Annotated in this window: 16 protein-coding genes, 1 tRNA gene, 1 pseudogene and 1 riboswitch; of the genes and pseudogenes, 9 read left to right on the top strand and 9 right to left on the bottom strand. The window is 74.1% G+C overall.

Annotated elements, in window-relative coordinates; all coding sequences use genetic code 11:
* Positions 1-18 precede the first annotated feature (18 nt).
* On the bottom strand, positions 19-831 hold the full coding sequence (locus LUW75_RS01945) for a tyrosine-protein phosphatase (protein ID WP_250334075.1): 813 nt from the start codon (positions 829-831) through the stop codon (positions 19-21).
* Between the two features lie 550 nt (positions 832-1,381).
* Positions 1,382-1,541, top strand: a riboswitch (cyclic di-AMP (ydaO/yuaA leader).
* 4 nt (positions 1,542-1,545) lie between these two features.
* On the opposite strand from LUW75_RS01945, the gene LUW75_RS01940 reads away from it, so the two are divergent.
* On the top strand, positions 1,546-2,451 hold the full coding sequence (locus LUW75_RS01940; RefSeq protein WP_250334074.1) for a M23 family metallopeptidase: 906 nt from the start codon (positions 1,546-1,548) through the stop codon (positions 2,449-2,451).
* Positions 2,452-2,731: 280 nt separating this feature from the next.
* On the opposite strand, the gene LUW75_RS01935 is transcribed toward LUW75_RS01940, so the two are convergent.
* On the bottom strand, positions 2,732-3,325 hold the full coding sequence (locus LUW75_RS01935; protein WP_250334073.1) for a TetR/AcrR family transcriptional regulator: 594 nt from the start codon (positions 3,323-3,325) through the stop codon (positions 2,732-2,734).
* 507 nt (positions 3,326-3,832) lie between these two features.
* Here LUW75_RS01935 and LUW75_RS01930 point away from each other — a divergent pair.
* From LUW75_RS01930 to LUW75_RS01910, 5 genes are read left to right on the top strand one after another with little or no spacing between them, the layout of a single operon-like run.
* The gene (locus LUW75_RS01930) at positions 3,833-5,713 is read left to right on the top strand and encodes a sensor histidine kinase (protein ID WP_250334072.1); all 1,881 of its coding nucleotides are present in this window, start codon (positions 3,833-3,835) and stop codon (positions 5,711-5,713) included.
* A 7-nt stretch (positions 5,714-5,720) separates the two neighbouring features.
* Positions 5,721-6,155, top strand: coding sequence for a roadblock/LC7 domain-containing protein (locus LUW75_RS01925; RefSeq protein WP_250334071.1), 435 nt, complete (start codon positions 5,721-5,723; stop codon positions 6,153-6,155).
* Positions 6,156-6,158: 3 nt separating this feature from the next.
* A complete protein-coding gene (locus LUW75_RS01920) occupies positions 6,159-6,530 on the top strand; it encodes a DUF742 domain-containing protein (RefSeq protein ID WP_250334070.1) in 372 nt (123 codons plus the stop codon).
* On the top strand, positions 6,508-7,134 hold the full coding sequence (locus LUW75_RS01915) for a GTP-binding protein (RefSeq protein WP_250334069.1): 627 nt from the start codon (positions 6,508-6,510) through the stop codon (positions 7,132-7,134). The genes LUW75_RS01920 and LUW75_RS01915 overlap by 23 nt, the downstream gene beginning before the upstream one ends.
* Positions 7,131-7,703: a GAF domain-containing protein gene (locus LUW75_RS01910; RefSeq protein WP_250334068.1), complete on the top strand. Its 573-nt coding sequence runs from the start codon at positions 7,131-7,133 to the stop codon at positions 7,701-7,703. The genes LUW75_RS01915 and LUW75_RS01910 overlap by 4 nt, the downstream gene beginning before the upstream one ends.
* A gap of 102 nt (positions 7,704-7,805) precedes the next feature.
* Here the strand turns inward: LUW75_RS01910 and LUW75_RS01905 are convergent.
* Positions 7,806-9,001 (bottom strand): annotated as a pseudogene (locus LUW75_RS01905) (acyl-CoA dehydrogenase family protein).
* A 571-nt stretch (positions 9,002-9,572) separates the two neighbouring features.
* Between LUW75_RS01905 and LUW75_RS01900 the strand changes: the two are divergent.
* Positions 9,573-9,646 (top strand) — tRNA-Pro (locus LUW75_RS01900).
* A 499-nt stretch (positions 9,647-10,145) separates the two neighbouring features.
* Entirely contained in the window at positions 10,146-11,645 is a 1,500-nt protein-coding gene (locus LUW75_RS01895) for a DUF4246 domain-containing protein (protein WP_349816456.1), read from the top strand.
* A 78-nt stretch (positions 11,646-11,723) separates the two neighbouring features.
* Here the strand turns inward: LUW75_RS01895 and LUW75_RS01890 are convergent, their stop codons facing one another.
* The 6 genes from LUW75_RS01890 to LUW75_RS01865 all read right to left on the bottom strand — a co-directional run bounded on the left by LUW75_RS01890 (position 11,724) and on the right by LUW75_RS01865 (position 16,771).
* Complete coding sequence (locus LUW75_RS01890) at positions 11,724-12,887, bottom strand: aKG-HExxH-type peptide beta-hydroxylase (protein WP_250334066.1); 1,164 nt, start codon at positions 12,885-12,887, stop codon at positions 11,724-11,726.
* Entirely contained in the window at positions 12,871-13,224 is a 354-nt protein-coding gene (locus LUW75_RS01885) for a hypothetical protein (protein ID WP_250334065.1), read from the bottom strand. Before LUW75_RS01885 ends, LUW75_RS01890 begins: the two co-directional genes overlap by 17 nt.
* Entirely contained in the window at positions 13,221-14,075 is an 855-nt protein-coding gene (locus tag LUW75_RS01880) for a radical SAM protein (RefSeq protein WP_462933680.1), read from the bottom strand. Before LUW75_RS01880 ends, LUW75_RS01885 begins: the two co-directional genes overlap by 4 nt.
* 72 nt (positions 14,076-14,147) lie before the next feature.
* Entirely contained in the window at positions 14,148-14,435 is a 288-nt protein-coding gene (locus LUW75_RS01875; RefSeq protein ID WP_250334063.1) for a hypothetical protein, read from the bottom strand.
* Between the two features lie 672 nt (positions 14,436-15,107).
* A complete protein-coding gene (locus tag LUW75_RS01870) occupies positions 15,108-16,307 on the bottom strand; it encodes a zinc-dependent alcohol dehydrogenase (protein WP_250334062.1) in 1,200 nt (399 codons plus the stop codon).
* Positions 16,304-16,771 (bottom strand): hypothetical protein, encoded by a 468-nt coding sequence (locus LUW75_RS01865; protein WP_250334061.1) that lies wholly within the window; start codon positions 16,769-16,771, stop codon positions 16,304-16,306. Before LUW75_RS01865 ends, LUW75_RS01870 begins: the two co-directional genes overlap by 4 nt.
* A 439-nt stretch (positions 16,772-17,210) precedes the next feature.
* Here LUW75_RS01865 and LUW75_RS01860 point away from each other — a divergent pair, with 439 nt between their 5' ends.
* Complete coding sequence (locus LUW75_RS01860) at positions 17,211-17,900, top strand: ArsR/SmtB family transcription factor (RefSeq protein ID WP_250334060.1); 690 nt, start codon at positions 17,211-17,213, stop codon at positions 17,898-17,900.
* Positions 17,901-18,381 lie beyond the last annotated feature (481 nt).

The raw sequence follows: 18,381 nt of genomic DNA, 5'->3' as shown, positions 1-18,381 counted from the left end.
CCGGTCCGTCCCGCGGGCTCAGCCGTCGAGCAGGCGCTCGCGCAGCCGGTCGCGGGTCGGGCCGCTCAAGCCGAGCCCGTCGGAGAGGTACCGCTCGGTGGAGCCCCAGGTCTCCTCGATCGCCGCGTACGCCGTGTGCAGGTACTCGGCGCGCGCGTCGAACAGCGGGGCGAGCAACTCCATCACCTGCGGGGACGTCCCGTCGGGCGACGGGTCGGCGCGGCGGACCCGGTACCGGCGGTGCGGGTCGTTCGACTTCAGGTAGTCCGCCTCGATGGCCCCGCGTTCCACGCCGACCGCCATCAGCACCACCGCCACGGACAGCCCCGCGCGGTCCTTGCCCGCCGCGCAGTGCATCAGCGCGGGCATGTTGTCCTCGGCGAGGGCGTGCAGCACCCGGCTGTGCTCGGCGGTGCGCCCGGTGACGATGGAGCGGTACGCGGCCCGCATCCGCGCCGCCGCCCTGCCGTCGCCGAGGAGGTCCCGCAGCTGGTCCAGGTCGCCGTTGCGGACCATCGTCCAGAACTCGGCGCCGTCGGCCGGGTCGCTCAGCGGGATGTTGACGTTCCGCACACCGGGGAGCTCCACGTCCGGGCCTTCCAGCGCCTGGTCGGCGGCGTTGCGGAAGTCGAAGACGGTGTGCAGGCCGAGCGAGGCCAGGAACGCCGCGTCCTCTCCGGTGGCGTGGGCGAGGTGCCCGCTGCGGAACAGCTTCCCGGGCCGCACGCGGAGCCCGTCCACGGTCGGGAGCCCACCCACGTCACGGAAGTTGCGGACCCCCGTCAGCTCCGGCTCGGCGGTCGACGGGAAGGGCGGCAACTGCTGCGTCACGGGAGCTCCTCCGTGTCCGGGGTCGGCGACGGCCGCCGACGAGGTGGCGGTCCGACGATACGACACGGCCTCCCCGGGCGAGGCGTCCCGACGCGTCGCGGGCGCTCGGCGCCGGTGCGTCGATGCGCGCGAAGGCCGGAGCCATTCGTCGGCATCTGCCCGGATCACCCTCTTCCGGCAGGGGCTGTGGGGGTGGGTTCGATGCGGCGCCCCTCCTCGCCCGCCCCGCCGGGCGACTGGCCACCTGAAGAGGCTTAACAGGGCTTCTGTCCGTATTGGCGTGATGTGCCATAACACATCCCGAAAGAAGGGGAGATGGGGATCGTCGCGTGAGGAGCGTCATAAAAGTGACGGATCGTGTCCGTCGCCGCCGCTCAAAAGCCCTGCACCACACGGGAACCCATGATCCGCAATCCACGGAGGGTGACCGGAATTCTCCGGGGAATTCCCCGGCGTGAATGCAAGGGGGCAACCATCCCCTTGTTCCCGTCGTCCCCACTCGTTTACGGTCCCGTTCCAGCCGGGCGGATCGCCGAATCCTGCCGCCGCCCCGGAATTCGCACCCATCCACGTGTGGCAGGAGCGGGGGAACCAGGTAGTCCGCCGAACGGGAATTCCCGGACGGCTCGGGGTGAAGTCGCGCCACCCGCGCGACCGGGCATCTCCAGCCCGAACCCGACAGCTCACCTCGCAGGCGCCGGAGAGGAATTCGCCATGTCCGCCAAGGGCAAGCACCGCCGCACCAAGACCAGCCCGCTCACGCGCGGTTTCGTCGCCGCCGGAACGGGTGGCGCCGCCATCGCCCTCCCGCTCCTCGGCGCGACCGGCGCGCACGCCGCCGCTCCCGCCGCGGCGCCGGCCGCCCCCGCGCAGGCGGCCGTCGCCGAGACCGCCAAGCCCGCGCCGCGCGTCCACACCGTCGTCGCCGGCGACTACCTGGCGAAGATCGCCCACGACAAGAACGTCAGGGGCGGCTGGAAGAAGCTGTACGCCGACAACCGCGAGGTCATCGGCGACGACCCGGCGCTCATCCACCCGGGCATGAGGCTCACCCTCGGCGCCAAGGGCGCCAAGGGCGCCGTGAAGGCCGACGAGGCCCGCGGCGAGCGCGCCTCCCGGTCCGCCGGCCAGACCCGGACGCCCGCCGAGACGAAGCCCGAGGCGAAGCCCGAGCCGCAGGCCCCGGCCCAGCCCGAGGCCCCCGCGCAGAACGGGTCCGGTTTCACCGCCCCGGTCTCCGCCGGCGTCACCACCCCCTACCGCGCCTCCGGCGCCATGTGGTCCTCCGGCTACCACACCGGTGTCGACTTCGCCGCCTCCTCGGGCAGCACCGTCAAGGCCGTCGGCCCGGGCACCGTCGTCTCCGCCGGCTGGAGCGGCGCGTACGGCAACGAGGTCGTCATCAAGCACGAGGACGGCAACTACTCGCAGTACGCCCACCTGTCCTCCCTCTCCGTCTCCGCCGGCCAGACCGTCGGCGGCGGCCAGCAGATCGGCCTGTCCGGCTCCACCGGCAACTCGACCGGCCCGCACCTGCACTTCGAGATCCGCACCAGCCCCTCCTACGGCTCGGACGTCGACCCGCTGGCCTACCTCCGCGGCCACGGCGTCAGCATCTGACGCACGCACACGTACGCCGCCCGGCACCCCGGGGTGCCGGGCGGCGGCGCGGTCGCGGAGACCACGCCCCGGCGGACCCTCCCCACGGTCGCGCGGGCGGCGGCGCGCGGTGGACGACGCGCCGCCGGGACGGGCGACGCGGCTGCGGAGGGGGCGCCGTGATCGGGCCGTCCGACCGGCTCTCCGCCCGGCGCCCCGACCCGCCGCGGCTGCAGCGGTTCCCCCGGCACGGCCGGGACCGGACCGCCCGTGCAGCGCCCCGGACGCGCGCGGACCCGCCCTACCCGCCCCCGTCCAGCTCCCGCTCCAGGGCTTCGTCCGCCCAGCGCAGCATCGTCCTGCGGCTCATCGCCCCCGGGTACACCATCCTCCGCACGCCCAGCCCGTCCAGGAGCGCGGCCAACCGCCCCGCCGCGCCCTGCGGGTCCGGGCACGGGAACTCGCCCGCCGCGGCGCCCTGCGCGAACACCTCCGCCAGCGCGGTCCTCCACTGCCGGTCGAGCCGCGTCGCCACCTCCCGCAGCGGGCGCTCCCGGGGAGCGGCCGCCCAGCACTCGGTCCACAGCCGCCACCCCTGCATCTGCCCGCTCGGCAGGTACCAGCGCACGGCCGCCCGCAGCCGCCGCGCGGCCGGGGCCCGCCGGCCCAGGATGCGGTTCAACTCCGCCAGGTCCCCCTCCGCCGCGTAGGCGAACGCCGCCGCGACCAGCCGCTCCTTCGTGGAGAAGTGGTACAGGACCAGCGCCCCGCTCACCCCCAGCGCCGCCGCCACGTCCGCGACCCGCACCGCCGCCATGCCCCTCGCCTCGATCTGGGCGACGGTCGCCCGCAGCAGCTCCTCGCGCCGCTCGGCCGCGCCCAGCCGCACCCTCATCGTGTCACCCGCCCGTCCTCCGCTCCCTGCGCGCGACAGTATCCCGGACGGTGCCCGCCACCCCGTCCCCGCGCGGCCCCCGCCGGCGTACCGCCCGCCCGAGGGGGAGGGGGCCGGCCCCCTCCCGGAACCGCCGTGACCGGCGGCGAAGCCCCGGGGCGGCCACCCGTCCGGCTCGCCTCCCGGGTGGCGCGCGGCCCGCGCCGCGGCTCCGCTCCGGGGGTGCGGGGCCCTCGGAGCGACCGCCGTCGGGAGCCGGCGGTGGGGCGTCCGGAACGGGCCCCTCGGTATCGGGCGCCCGTGCGACCCCTCATACCAGAGCGGGATGCTCTCCGGGCAAGTTTGACAACAGCCCACCGTACGTGAACGGTTGGCGACTACTGTGTGTGCCCGGCCATCAACGGTGAGCTGATCGGGCGAGCGGCCCACCCCCCTCCAACCGATGTCACCCACCCGTTTGGTGCCGGAATACGCCGATTCCCTGGGACCCACGTACCAAGGACACTGATGTCTCCACTTCGCGCACCCCTCGCGCGGCCCGGCCGCCGTGACGGCGGCGGACGGCACGGCCGACCGGGCGCCCGCCCCCTGCCGCACCAGGGCGGTCCGCACCCCACGCCGCTTCCCCCGGAAGCCCGCATACGTCCGCGGCTCCTGCGCGCCTGCGTGCCGCCCGCCGCCGCGGCCGTACTCGGCGGCACCGTCGCGGTCCTGTTCACCCTGCACTCCACCGGGGCCCGGCCGACCGCCGCGCTCTGGACGGTTCTGGGCTGCGCCGCCGCCCTCGCCGCGGCGGCCGTGACCGCGGCGGTGCTCGGCGCCGACCGCGCCGCCCGGTCCGTACTGGACCGCTGCAACGCCCTGCGCCGCGCCACCGCGCGCCGCCAGGACGAACTGCACGGCGTCGTCGAGCGGTTGCGCCGCGGCGAGCGGCCGCCGGTCCCGCAGCCCCCTCCGCCCGTCCCGGGGGGCGACGACTTCGACCTGCTCGCCCACGAGCTCGGCCGCGCCCACGACGCCGCCGTCGCGACCGCCGTCCAGGCGTCCCGACTCTCCAGCAGCGTCGGCCACGAACAGAAGGTCGAGGTGTTCGTCAACCTCGCCCGGCGTCTGCAGTCCCTGGTCCACCGCGAGATCCAGCTCCTTGACGAGCTGGAGAACGCGGTCGAGGATCCCGAACTGCTCAAGGGCCTCTTCCACGTCGACCACCTCGCGACCCGCGTCCGCCGCCACGCCGAGAACCTCGCCGTCCTCGGCGGCGCCGTCTCGCGGCGCCAGTGGTCCAACCCGGTCACCATGACCGAGGTCCTGCGCTCCTCCATCGCCGAGGTCGAGCAGTACCCCCGCGTCAAGCTGATCCCGCCCATCGACGGCACCCTGCGCGGCCACGCCGTCGCCGACGTCATCCACCTCCTCGCCGAACTCGTCGAGAACGCCACGCTGTTCTCCGCCCCGCACACCACCGTCCTGCTCCGCGCCCAGTACGTCACGGCCGGGCTCGCCGTCGAGGTCGAGGACCGGGGCCTGGGCATGCCGCCCGCCGAGCAGGAGAAGATGAACGCGCTGCTCTGCGACCCCGACCAGGTCAACGTGGCGCACCTGCTCCAGGACGGCCGGATCGGCCTGTACGTCGTTTCCGCCCTGGCCCGCCGGCACGGCATCGCCGTACGCCTCCAGTCCAACATCTACGGCGGTGTGCAGGCCGTCCTGGTCATCCCGCAGGAGCTCCTCGGCACCGACCCGGCCGCCGCGCACCAGCCCGGCCGGCCGCGGCCCGACGCGTCCGGCGGCGCGGCCGGTGCCGTACCGACCGGTGCCGTGCCGGCCGCCCCGGCACCGTACCCGGCCCACGACCGGCCCCCCGCCGCGGCCGACGCCCGTGTCCCCCCGCCGCGCCGACCGCGGCACGCGGCCCCCCGCCCCGGGGCGGGCAGGGGCACACGCCCCCCCGGCACACGGCGAACACCCCGACCGGCCGTACCCGCGGAGCGGCGCCGACCTGTCGTACCCCGTGGCCTCACCCCACCCCGGACCGGCGCCGACCCGGTCGGCCCCCACCGACCGCCCGCCGCCGGAACCGGTCGGCCCCGCCCCCCGCCCCCCGCGCGTCCCCGCGCCCCCCGCGCCCCGGCCCCCCGCCGAGGACCCGGGACCCGACCGGGACGTACGCCCCCGGCTGCCCAAGCGGCGCGCCCAGGAGCACCTCGCCCCGCAGCTGCGCGACGAGCCCTCCGGGCGCCGCCACGACGACCGCCCCCTGCACGACCCGGGGCTGATGGCGGCGTTCCAGCGCGGCATCGGCCTCGCCGAGGCCGCGCCGCCGCCTCCCCCGTCCCGCCCGTCGGCCCCGCCGAACCGCAGCGACACGACGAAGCCCACAAGGAGTAGATGCACCATGGCGAGCGATGCGCCGAACGGCCACGTCCCCGATCTCGACTGGCTGCTCTGCGGCCTGGTCCAGCGGGTGCCCCACACCCGCAGCGCGGTTCTGCTCTCCTCGGACGGCCTGGTGAAGTCGGTGCACGGCCTCGACCCGGACAGTGCCGACCACATGGCGGCCCTGGCCTCCGGCCTCCACTCGCTCGGCCGCAGCGCCGGAGCCCGTTTCGGCGGCGGCGACGAGGTCCGCCAGGTCGTCGTCGAGCTCGACAGCACCCTGCTGTTCGTGTCCACCGCCGGATCCGGCACCTGCCTCGCCGTGGTGGCGGGCCGGGAGGCGGACGCCGCGGTCCTCGGGTACGAGATGGTGATGCTGGTCAAGAGCGTCCGGCCCTACCTGGTCACACCGGCCCGGCACGCGGCCGCCACCCCCGGCGCCCCGGGGCTCTGAGCCGTGCCGTTCCGACAGGACGGGCCGTGGCTCGACGACGCGGCCGGCCGCCTCATCCGCCCGTACACGGTGAGCGGCGGCCGCACCCGGCCCACGGCCGCACTCGACCTGCTGTCGCTCGTCATGGCCACCGGGGCCGCGCCGCCGGCGCCGCTGGGGCCCGAGCACACCACGGCCCTCGGCCTGTGCGACGGGCCGACGTCGGTCGCGGAGGTCGCCGCGCACCTGCGCCTGCCCGCGGCCGTCACCAAGGTGCTCCTCTCGGACCTCGTGGACTGCGGGGCGCTGACCACGCGCCAGCCCCGCCCGCGCGGCGACACCACCGACCGCTCCCTGCTGGAGGCAGTGCTCGATGGCCTACGACGAAGGCTCTGAACGCCGGACCGCGGCCGAGCCCGTCTTCCCGACCGCCTTGAAGGTCCTCGTCGCGGGCGGCTTCGGCGTGGGCAAGACGACGTTCGTCGGCGCGGTGAGCGAGATCGAACCGCTGAGCACGGAGGAGGTGCTCACCCAGGTGAGCGCCGCCACCGACCACCTGGACGGCGTCGAACGCAAGACCACCACGACCGTCGCGATGGACTTCGGCCGCATCACCCTCGACTCCCGGCACGTCCTGTACCTGTTCGGCACCCCCGGCCAGGAGCGCTTCTGGTTCCTGTGGGACGAGCTGTCCGAGGGGACCCTCGGCGCGGTGGTCCTCGCCGACACGCGCCGCCTGCAGGAGTCGTTCTCGGCCGTGGACTTCTTCGAGCGGCGCGGCATCCGCTTCGTCGTCGCGGTCAACGAGTTCGACGGCGCCCACCGCTACGACCCCGAAGAGGTGCGCGCCGCCGTCGGGCTCAGGCCGGAGGTGCCGGTCGTGCTGTGCGACGCCCGGATCACCGACTCCGGGATGCAGACCCTTGTCACCCTGGTCCAGCACCTGCTGGCCACAGATCCGGCGCCGGCACCGGCGCCGAGCTACGGAGCGCCCGCATGACCTACGACCCGACCGGCCACCTCCTGCTCACCCCCGTCGACCAGGAGGCACCCGCCCGTGTGCTGCGGCTCCGCCAACTGGGTCTGGGGGAGCACCCGGAGCCCGCGTTCGACGCGTTCGCCGACCGCCTCGCCGAGGTGACCGGAGCGCCCTACTCGATGGTCAACTTCATCGACGAGAACCGGCAGTTCTTCGCCGGACTGCACACCCCGACGGGCACCCACTCCGGCACCCGCCCCGGCGCGGACCTCGCCGCCTCCGGGGCGGTCGGCCGCTACATGGCCCGCGACCACGGCTACTGCCCGCACGTGGTGGTCCGCCGCAAGGCCCTGGTGCTGGAGGACGTCTGCGACTACCCGAGGTTCGCCGGGAACCCGGTCGTCGACGAGATCGGCATCCGCTCGTACCTCGGCGCGCCGCTCATCGACCGCACGGGCACGACCCTGGGCACGGTCTGCGTCGTGGACACCGAACCCCGGCCGTGGGGGAGGGCCGGCCTGGAGACCATCAAGTCCCTCGCGGCGGAGCTGGTGGAGCAGATCCACCGCCGCGAGGACGGCGGTCTCTGACACGCCCCGCGCGGTACCCCGGGGGCGCGTACGGCCCCCGGGGACACCGCGCCCCGGCCCGGTCCGGGGCGGCCCCGACCGCCCCGGACCGGGCCGGGGCGGTCAGGGGACCGGCTCCATCCGCACGGCGTCCGCGAGCCGCTCCGACCACTGGCCCCGCGCCGTGCCGAGCGCCACCTCGGCGAGCCGCAGCAACTGGACGTCCGAGGTCCCGGCCGGGGCGAACAGGTGGTGGGCGTCCCGCAGGTAGCGCTCGATCGGCCGGTCGGTGAACAGCCCGGCCGCCGCGTGGATCTCCATCGCGCTGCGCGCCGAGTCCAGGACCCACTCGACGTTGACCAGCTTCGCGTTCATCAGCTCCGGGTCGCAGGGCATGCCCCGGTCCAGCAGGTGCACGGCGTGGTACGCGGCGAGCCGGGCCGTCATCAGCCGCGACTGCAGCCGGCCCAGCTTCAGCCTCACCGACGGCAGCGCGTGCAGCGGCTCGCCGTACCGGTGGCGCTCCTCGCAGAAGCGGGTCGTCTCCTCCAGGATCGCCTGGTGCAGGCCGAGGGAGACCGCGGCCAGGTTCGCCCGCCCGTACAGCACGCTGGAGGAGTACGCGACGGCCAGGCCGTCGCCCTCCCCGCCCAGCCGGTTGGCGGCGGGGACGCGGCAGTCGTCGAAGAACAGCTCGCCGAAGCCGAAGCCGTGCAGGCCCATCGTCGGCCTCTCGTCGCCGACCCGGAAACCGGGCCGGTCGGCCTCCACCAGGAACGCCGTGAGCCCCCGGGGCCGGGACCGGTGCGGACGACGACGCCGTGCAGGTCGCCGACGTGGCTGTTGCCGACGAACACCTTGCGGCCGTTGAGGACGTAGTCGTCTCCGTCGCGCACGGCGGTGGCCGCCATGCCGAGCACGTGCCCGCCGGACTCCGGCTCGGTCACCGCGATCGTGGGGAGGCAGGTACCGGCGGCTATCGGCGGCAGCCAGGTCTTCTTCTGCTCGTCGCTCCCGAAGTGCAGGATCTTCGCGACGCCCAGCTGGGACGCCTGCACTATGGCGCCCATCGCCGCGCTGACGCGGGACAGCTCCTCGATGATGATGGTCTTGCCGAGGTGACCGACGCCCATGCCGCCCAGGTCCGTGCCGATCGTCGCGCCCAGCCAGCCCTGGCGGGCGATGAGCCGGGACAGTTCGTGGTGCACGGAGCGGGCCGTCTCCATGGCGGGAATCCGCGGTCTCACCTCGGTCTCCGCGAAGTCCCTCACCTGCTGCCTGAGTTGATGGTGCGGCCGACCGGCGAAGCAGTCGTCCATGCGAGCCCTCCTCTGCGAAACGCCTGCTCGCGTGGGTGTTCGACCATGGGGTGCGTCGGCGGTGGACCCGTCCCGAGCAGGCAGACACCTCATCGTGTTGATCTCCGGGAGGTGGTTCAACACGGTTGTGGACTTTGTCCGAAACAAGGTGCGTTGACGGGCGGCGGGAACTGTGCAGCGCACCGGGCCGTGCGGGCGGCCCGGGGGTGGCGTCCTCCTCGCGCCTCCCCTCCGCCGTATGCCGACGGCACAGGTCGGCCCCCGCCCGACCGGAGCACCGCGCGGCCGCCGGGCCGGTTCCCCGGCCGGCGAGACCGGCCGGAGGTGGGCTGGAACGCGTCGTTCGGTGCCGGCGGCGACCGCTCGGGCGACCGGTGCCCGAGCGTCGGGGCGGCGCCCGGATGCACCTGCGGCGCAAGCGGCGTACGCGGCTTCGCGACGCACGCCCCCATGGAGCCCCCGACCGGAGCCCCGACGTACGACCCGTCGAAGCGGTTAGTGATCACCACCTGGAGTGCGGTATTGTTCTCGTGCACGACGGGCCGGGGGAAATCCCAGGTCAGACGGGCAACGGGACGTGGCGCAGCTTGGTAGCGCACTTGACTGGGGGTCAAGGGGTCGCAGGTTCAAATCCTGTCGTCCCGACTGTGCGGAAACGCAGGTCGGAGGCCGTTCTCCCCTTCACGGGAGGGCGGTCTTCCGTGTGTCCGGGGTGAGACGGCCGCGGACACCGGCGGCTCGCGGAGCCGGAGGGCTCCGGCCCTCCGCTCGTCGAACAGCCCCTCGGGGGCGCCGTCGCGGTCCGGCACGCCCGGTTCGCCGGGTGGCCGCCCGCCGACGGGATCGAGCTCCGGTCCTTCGCGGAGAACGGCCGGCCCCCGAAGGCTCCCCGGGCGCGACGGCGTCCGGGGCTTCCCGCCGCACCCCGCCGTCCGGGAGGGAACGGCCCCGCCGGACACGGGCGCGGACGGACAGGTCCGCCGTCACGGGGGAGTGGGACCACCGCACCGCGTGGGAGCGCTCCCGCCCGCCGGCCCCCGCGACGCCGTACCGGCGGGCAGGGGCCACGGCTGCGATGTCGGTCCGCCGGGCTGTTCTTCCCGCCACCGCACACCGACCGTAGGGACCACGGGAATCGACCGGCCTGTCCGCTTTCCCGCTGCTTTTCCACGCTTCCCGTTCCCTGCCCTTCGCAACGCCCCGAACGCTGCGGGAACTTCAGATGATGCGGTGCAGCGCGCACATCCGGGCGAAGCCGGGGTGGTTCGACGAGACGAACGACGCCGACATCGCCGCCGGGTGGGCGCAGGAAGCGGTCGCCCAGGGCCTCACCGAAGCGCAGGTCCGTCACGTGCTCGCCGAACTCGCGCACCACGCGGCCCTGCGGGACGGGCGGACCGGCATCGAGGTGTCCGCCGTCGACGGGGTGGGGCAGTCGGACACGCTGGTCGACGACGAGCTCGGGTCCCGGCTGCGCGAGGCGGTCCGGGTCCTGGAACAGGTCCCCGAAGCGGAGCGGGACTGGCGCCCCGGATCCGGCGGCCAGGTACTGGATCTGGTTCATCCCTCACTGTTCTGCCTGGTGAGAGGGGTGAGCGGCGAGCCCGAGCGGGCCTGGCGGAACCCGACGAACCACTACTCGACGTACGAGTTCTCGGAGAGGTTCCAGTGGCTGCCCACGGACGTCGACGTCAGTGACGACGGCGGTGTCGCCTTCCGCTCGTACGTCAACAACGTCCACCCCGAGACCCATCGCGAACTGGCCTCCATCCTGCCGGACCTGTTCGCGCGCATGCTCCCGCTGCTGGAGAACGTGCTCACCGATCTGCGCCACCCGCGGCCCCTGCGGATCGAGGCCGATCCCTTCGAGTGGTACGACTCGGAGCCGGAGTACCCGGACAAGTCCTCCTACGGTGATGCCGCGGCCTACTCGAAGGCCCTCCGGGCCTGGGAGGAGGCCCGGGACGACTGGTGGGAGAACCGCCGCCCGACCGTCCCGGACGCCCCGGAATCCACCCCGCCCGAGTTGCCCGGCGAATCAGCCCGGGTCGACCTTCGAGGCCGCCGTCTCCAGGTGATCGTCAAACTCACCGCCGTCCACCTCACCCCGGACAAGCCCGAGTACCCCGGCGGTTCCTGGCACGTCGAGGGGATGCTGGACGAGCGCATCGTCTCGACCGGCGTCCACTACCGGGACAGCGAGGACATCACCGAAAGCCGGCCGGGTTTCCGGGCGGCGCTCGGCGACCCGTACTACGAACAGAACGACGACACCGGCCTGCGCGAAGTCCACGGTCTGGAGAACGAGGACGCGCTGAACCAGGTGCTGGGGTCGACGGCGACCCCGGCGGGCCGCTGCCCGGCGTTCCCGAACATCCTGCAGCACCGCGTCGGCTCGTTCCGCCTCGTGGACCCCACCCGACCGGGGCACCGCAAGATCCTCGCGTTCTTCCTGGTCGACCCGGTGGAGAGGATCGTCTCGACGTCCGACGTGCCACCGCAGCAGCCGTGGTCCGACACCTCGACCATGACGCTTGAGCAGGCCGGGGAATACCGCGAACAGCTGATGCAGGAACGCACATTCTCCGTCGACGAGCACAACGAGCAGCTCTACGAACGGGAATTCTCCCTCTGCGAGCACTGAACCCCTTCCGCCCGGAACAGGCACGGGCCGGGAGGCCCGCGCGGCGGACCCCCGCCGTCCGCGCCCGGGGCGGGGGACTCAGCCGCCGAGCAGGGCCAGCCGCTCCGCCAGCGGTTCGTACAGGGCCCTCCCCAGGGGCGTGAGCGCCCGGTTGCCGCGCAGGGGCTCGTCCAGCAGGCGGATCGCCTCCGTCAGGGCGGGCCGGTTCTCCTCGACGTACGCCTCCCCGGGGCCGCCGCCCACCCGGACCGCTTCGTAGAACAGGCGGACGTTCGCCAGGGCGTGGTAGGCCATGAGCACGCGGGACAGCGGCCGTTCCTTCCGGACGGGCGGCGACCAGTACAGCCTCCCGTCACTTCCGTCGTCGACGGGCCCCACCCGCGCGAGGATGTAGAAGTACTGGTGGGCGCACTCGTGCACCAGTACCTCGGCGATCTCCGTCGGCGTCAGCGGGTGGCACAGGTGGACCGTGCCCGGTGCGTGCAGGTTGCTTCCGCTGACGACGCGGAACCCCGGCTTGGGCGCGCAGACGACGAGGTGCCGCAGAACCCGTTCCACCCATTCCAGGTATTCCGGGGAGGAAGCCGCCAGGATCCCGAACGCCTCGTCGATCGACTCGACGACCGGAGGGCCGACGGACGCCAGAGGCCGCACACCGCCGAAGACGTCCCCGCCGTCCCCGTACGGGATCCCGTGCTCGGGAAGCAGCAGGACGTCGCGGCCGATCCCGACCGCGGTGAGCCGCTGCGCCCCCCGAGCGTCCCATCCGCCGGACGCCGGGTCCCACCACGCGGACCCCACCGCCCCGTCCGGGGTCCGCACGAGCACCCGGCGTTCGTCCCCGGACACCTCCACGCGCACCGCCTCCATGAGCCAGGGGCCCAGCCGGAGGGGTGCGGAGGGCAGGTCCGCGGCCCAGGAGCCCGGCCGTCCCACCTCGGTGAGCCGCGTGGCCAACTGGACGGCGGCCTCGACGGGGCTCGGCCGTCCCAGTTCCCGAACGCTCTGCAACTGGCCGAGGCAGGGACCCCAGAGGTTCTCGAACGTTTCGGGGGCCGTGGTCCAGAGCTCGATGAAGTCGACCAGCCCCTTGCTGGCGGCGGCCAGGTCCACTCCGTGGTCCCGGACGAGCATGGACGCCATGGCCTGTCCCTGGGTGACGACGACGGCGTCCAGCCAGCTGCTGTCGAAACCGTCCCGGGGCAGGCTGAAGTGCTTCGCCCAGTCACTGTCTGACGGCATCCTGTGTCTCCATGGTGCGGGTGGCGGCCGGGACGGTCGAGCGCTTGCGCCAGACCTCGGGCGGAAGGTCCTCGAGCAGGACCCGGTGGATCCGCTCCGAGAGGCCGAAGAGGGCTTCGCAGTACAGCGACGGATTGTCGAAGCCTTCCCCGTCGAACCGGTGGGGCAGGTGACCGCCGCCGCAGCTCGGGAACTGCGGGCAGGCCAGGCAGTCGCCCGCAGGGCGCTGGACCTCTTCGATCCGGTACTGCACGACGTGCCGGTCGAGGGGGTGGTCGAAGATGTTGAGGATGTCCTGCGAGTACTCCCCGCCGCAGATCCGGGCCACGTCGTTCACGCCGATCGAGCCGTCCGACTCGACGACGCACAGGTACCGCAGATCTCCCCCAGGGCGTCGAGGCGCACCTTCCGCCCCATGCGCCCCATCATCATCTGCTCGAACGTGCGGATCCGCGGCGCCCGGTCACCCAGGGTGTACCACCGGTCGAACGCCTCGATCAGGAACCGACGGTAGGGGGCGCTGCTTCCCGTCCAGCCGTGCGGCGGATTGGCCCGGTTCCCGTCGGGGAGGAGGAAGTCGAACGTGCCGAATCCGTTCTCGACGAACCAGTCCACGAGACCGGCCCCGTCGCAGGACGGGTCGATCACGGCCAGGCAGCCGCCGAAGAGTTCGTCGAACACGGCCCCCCGCGTCTTCCGCAGCCCGGCGATCGTTCGGAGCAGCTCCCGCGTCGAGCCGCCGCCGCCCCGCTTGGTCCGGTACCGGTCGGCGATCTCGGGCGGTCCGTCGAGGCTGATCCCGAACGAGACCCCGTAGTCGCCGAACAGGTCCAGCCACTCCTCGTCCAGGAGCAGGCCGTTGGTCTGCATGGCGAAGTGCAGGCTGACGGACGCGCACTCGGACCTCAGGGTGTCGAGCACGCGCCGCATCCGGTCCTTGCCCAGCAGCAGCGGTTCGCCGCCGTGCAGTTCGACCGTGAAGCCCTTGAGGGCGTGCCTCCCGCAGTGCTCGGCGATCCGCCGGCCGAGAGCCCTCACCACCTTCTCGCTCACATAGGTGGGGCGGGTGCGCCAGGAGTCGTCGCCGCGGTTGTAGACGTAGCAGTACGAACAGTCCAGGTTGCAGCGCTGCACCACTTTGAACACGACGAGATTCACGCAGGGGCCGGTTACCCCGGTTGCGGCCATTCTTTTCCCGGGCCTTTCGGATGGCGAGCGGTTTCTTCGCGGGGGCGCGGCGGGGGGGGAGGAGGCCGGCGGCTACTGCTGGGGTGCCCCGTTCTTCGCGTGGTAACTGCTGTGGGAGTCGTAGCGGGGGTCCATGTCGTCGTTCTCCTTGCCCTTGACGCGGAGGGCGATTTCGCGCAGGACCATGTTCTTGACGTCCTGGAGCTGCGACATGGTGGCAGCGTCGAGGTCGGCTTCGATGTTGAGGTCGCGTTCCTCCTGGGCCATCCTGATCACTCTCCCGTGCTTCTGCTCGAACGGCAGGGATGTTCGCGTCGCGCTCTGCGGGAACCGCACTGCCCGGATGAATCCGAGCGCCACTCTCACACCGTGGTCCACCCCCCGCAAGCTCCGTGGCCCGAATGGGCCACGGCCCGTGTCGGGTGAATGCCGGGTGAAGGGTGAACGCGGAGAACCGCCGGTGAAACGCCGCGCCGCGGTAAGGGCCGGGGATTCCGGCGAACCGGCGTGCCGCATCGCGAATGCGCGGTTCGCCGGTTTACCGGTTCGGTGGTCCGCCGGGTCGGTGATCCGGTGATCCGGTGGTTCGGCGCAGGGACGTCGCCCGGGCCGCGGGGTGGCGCGCCGCGAGGCGCGGAACGCCGCCACCGCTTCCGGGCGGGCGGCAGGTACCGCTGCCGGCGGCCCGGACGCGCTTCCGGGCGGGCGGACGTCCGGGCCGCCGTCCGCAGGGCACGGGCGAACCGGAAGCGGGCGGGGGCCGCTTCGGAGCGAGTCTTTCCAACTTGGCTGCTCGTGGGACAGTTTCAGGCCGCTGACCTGCGGCGTCTCACGGCACCGTCACCCGATCGGTGACCGGGTGGAAGGGGCTCGTGCTCCGAAACGGCCCCCACCCGCCACCGGGAGGGCCGGCGGCGACGGCTTCCGGCCGTCCGTCAGCAGCCCATCCGCCTCCGCCCAGGGCCCCGGAAGCCGGGACGGCAGGTGCCCCGCGGCCCGGGGGTCCGGGGGCACGGCTCCGCGGTCAGCCGGTCAGCCGGTCAGCCGGTCAGCCGGTGTGGCCCGGACCGGTGAAGACGGCGCGGACGCAGCCGTCGGTCTTCTCCTTGAACATGTCGTAGCCCTCCACGGCCCGGTCGAGGGGCATGACGTGGGTGGCCAGGTGCGCGGTGGTGATCTCTCCCCGGCCATGCGGTCGAGGAGCATCGGGATGTACCGCTGCCCGTGCTGCTGTGCGGCGCGCAGGGTGAGGCCCTTGTTGACGACCGCGCCCAGGGGGAACTTGTCCACTACCCCCGCGAACACGCCGAGGACGAACACGCTGCCGCCCTTGCGGCAGGCGTGGACGGCCTCGCGGACGGCGGTCGGCCGGTCGGTCTGAAGGCGCATCTGCTGCTTGACCTGGTCGTACAGGTGCATCGGCCCGTGGCTGTGGGCCTCCATCCCGACCGCTTCGATGCACACGTCCGGTCCGCGGCCGCCGGTCCGCTCGCGCAGCTCCGCGGCCACGTCGTCGGTGGTGTAGTCCAGCGTCTCGCAGCCGACGTGGCGCTCGGTCATGGCCAGCCGCTCCGGGAGGCGGTCGATGCAGATCACCCGTTCGGCGCCCAGCAGGACCGCGGCCCGTGCCGCCATCTGGCCGACGGCTCCGCAGCCCCACACCGCGACGACGTCGCCCGGCTTGACGCCGCCGAGGTCGGCGCCCATCCAGCCGGTAGGCACGGAGTCCGAGGCGAACAGGGCGCTGACGTCGTCGACCCCGTCGGGGACCGGGAAGGCCCCGTAGTCGGCGAAGGGGACGCGGACGTACTCGGCGTGGCTGCCGCGCAGGCCGCCCATGGCGTGCGAGTAGCCGAAGATGCCGCCGGACTCGTAACCGAACAGGGCTTGGCCGATGCCGGGGTTGGTGTTGGTATTGTCGCACAGGGACCACAGGTCGTTGACGCAGTACCAGCAGCGTCCGCAGCCGACGAAGGAGGCGACCACGACCCGGTCGCCGACCTTGTGGCGCCGTACCGCGCGCCCGGTCTCCACGACCTCGCCGAGGAACTCGTGGCCGATGACGTCACCGGCCCGCATCGCGGGGATGTAGCCGCCGATCAGGTGCAGGTCGGACCCGCACGTCGTGCCGGCGACGAGCCGGACGATGACGTCCTGGTCGTTGCGCAGCTCCGGGTCCGGCACCTGCTCGACCGACAGCCTGTTCACGCCTTGCCAGCACAGTGCCTTCACAGCACTCCTTCCCCGCCCGACCGGCGGGCGACCATGTCGATGACCTTGCCGACCGGGGTGTCCCTCGTGGTGGGGGGAGCGTCCGGCAGCATGACCTCCTCCGCCTCCAGGAGCGCCTTGGCCTCCCGCAGGGCGGTCCGCACCTCCTGGCGGGGGTCCCGGCCCGCCAGGCGTCCGGGAAGGGACGTCTCCGCGTCGGAAGGGGCGTCCCTCAGGCGTACCGCGAGCTCCGTGCCCCGGTCCCCGGGGGCGGGCCGCACACGGGCCTCCAGCCGTTCGGCCATCCGGTCCAGGGGCTCGGGCAGGGCGCCGCCGGGCATGACGTCCGTCGGCGCGCGGTTGATCGTGACGGTCAGCCACCGGGAGGCGGCGTCGCCGGCAGCCGTCCGCGACCGGGTCCGGCGGGCCGCGACGGCCCCCATGCCGATGACCGCCACCGCGAGGGCGGACTTGACGTACTTCACCGGGTGCCTCCTTCGTAGGGGCCGTGGCTCTGGGGATGCCCCCGACCGGTGCCCCTCGCGGGCGGAGGCAAACGGCGGCGCACCCGAGGGGACGGTGCCCGCGGGCGGACGCGCCCCCGGGCGGGTGGACGGGCCCGGGACGCTCCGGGCCGGACCGCCCTCCGGGAGGGCCGGCCCACCGTGGGGCGGGGCCTCCCGCGCCGGTCCGCGCACGTCGGCGGGGGCGAGGGCGGGGAGGGGCGGACGGTGCGTACCCATGCGGGCCGAGTGCCCCGGTACGGGGGTGCGACACGCGGGGCGGTGCCCGCCCGGTCCCGCGGCGGGGACCTCCGACGGCGGTTCCCGGAAGGGCGGGGCGCCCGCCGGGGCGGCGGCCCGCCCTTCCGGGAAGGGGGTGTGACCACGGCGGCGGATCTCCTCTACAATCCTCCATGGATTCATGGAGGAATTCATGGCGGAGCCCCCCGCCCCCGGGGCCAAGGCACAGCTCTACGACGCGTTCGCAGCCAGCGGCAAGGCGCTGGCCAGCGGAAAACGCCTGGAGCTGCTGGACCTGCTGGCCCAGGGCGAGCGCACCGTGGAGGCGCTGGCCAGGGCGGCCGGGCTGAACCTGACGACGGCCTCGGCGCACCTGCAGACGCTCAAGCAGGCCGGGTTCGTCGCGACCCGCCGCGAGGGCGTACGCATCCACTACCGGCTCGCCGGGGACGACGTGGCCCGGCTCTTCGCCCTCCTGCGCAAGGTCGCCGACCGCCACCAGACGGCCGTCCCCGCGGCCCGGGACGCCTACCTCGGCAGGGACGGAGCCGCCGAGGTCACCCGCGACGAGCTGCTGGACCGGATCGGCGCCGGCGACGTCGTGGTGCTCGACGTGCGGCCGGTGGAGGAGTACCGGGCCGGGCACATCCCGGGTGCCGTCTCGATCCCGGTCGGCGAGTTGGCCGACCGGATCGACGAGCTGCCCGGGGGCACCGAGATCGTCGTCTACTGCCGCGGCGAGTACTGCGGACTCGCCCATGACGCCGTACGGCTGCTCGCCGACCGGGGGCGGCGGGCGATCCGCCTCAGCGACGGCATGCTGGAGTGGCGCCTGTCGGAGCTGCCCGTCGACGCCGCGGGACGGCCGTGAACGGCCCGAGGGACGGACTCCCGCCGCAGCCGGGGCCGGCCGGCGACCGGCTCGGGCCCGCCCGGGGCACCACCACGCCCGCGTACCCGCGGCGCACGGCGGCGGCCCCGGCGCCGTCCGGCTTCCTCGGCGCCCCGCGGGGCGGCCGCCCCGCGCCGGTGCCCGAGGCCCCGCCTGCGGGGCCGCCGGTGTCCGGGGCCGTCCCCCCGGGGTCGCCCGCGTCCGGGCCGCCGCCCTGACCGGCTTCCGGCCGCGAAGAACCGTCCCGGTCCCCCTCCGGGCCGTCCCCGCACCCTCCGGACCGCGGACCGCTCCGCCCGGGCGGCCTCGCCGCGGCCCCTCCGGCCGTGCCCGCCGCGGCCGGAGGGGCGGGGCGGCGGACGCCGGTGCGCGGCGGCTCACCCGGTCCCCGGCCCCCCCGCCGTACGTCCGGACCGGGGACACCACCGCCCGGCCCGGCACCGCGGCGCCCGCGCCTCCC

Origin of the sequence: Streptomyces sp. MRC013, from assembly GCF_023614235.1 — a bacterium.
Lineage (GTDB): Bacteria > Actinomycetota > Actinomycetes > Streptomycetales > Streptomycetaceae > Streptomyces.
The sequence above is the reverse complement of the archived record's forward strand: the minus strand, read 5'-3'. Positions and strand labels throughout refer to the sequence as shown.

Bases quoted from the DNA above. Each gene is read 5' to 3' on its own strand.
- LUW75_RS01935 (WP_250334073.1), bottom strand. From the start codon at position 3,325: ATGAGGGTGCGGCTGGGCGCGGCCGAGCGGCGCGAGGAGCTGCTGCGG.
- LUW75_RS01890 (WP_250334066.1), bottom strand. From the start codon at position 12,887: ATGCCGTCAGACAGTGACTGGGCGAAGCACTTCAGCCTGCCCCGGGAC.
- LUW75_RS01860 (WP_250334060.1), top strand. From the start codon at position 17,211: ATGGAGGAATTCATGGCGGAGCCCCCCGCCCCCGGGGCCAAGGCACAG.
- LUW75_RS01940 (WP_250334074.1), top strand. From the start codon at position 1,546: ATGTCCGCCAAGGGCAAGCACCGCCGCACCAAGACCAGCCCGCTCACG.
- LUW75_RS01915 (WP_250334069.1), top strand. From the start codon at position 6,508: ATGGCCTACGACGAAGGCTCTGAACGCCGGACCGCGGCCGAGCCCGTC.
- LUW75_RS01910 (WP_250334068.1), top strand. From the start codon at position 7,131: ATGACCTACGACCCGACCGGCCACCTCCTGCTCACCCCCGTCGACCAG.
- LUW75_RS01880 (WP_462933680.1), bottom strand. From the start codon at position 14,075: ATGGCCGCAACCGGGGTAACCGGCCCCTGCGTGAATCTCGTCGTGTTC.
- LUW75_RS01930 (WP_250334072.1), top strand. From the start codon at position 3,833: ATGTCTCCACTTCGCGCACCCCTCGCGCGGCCCGGCCGCCGTGACGGC.
- LUW75_RS01925 (WP_250334071.1), top strand. From the start codon at position 5,721: ATGGCGAGCGATGCGCCGAACGGCCACGTCCCCGATCTCGACTGGCTG.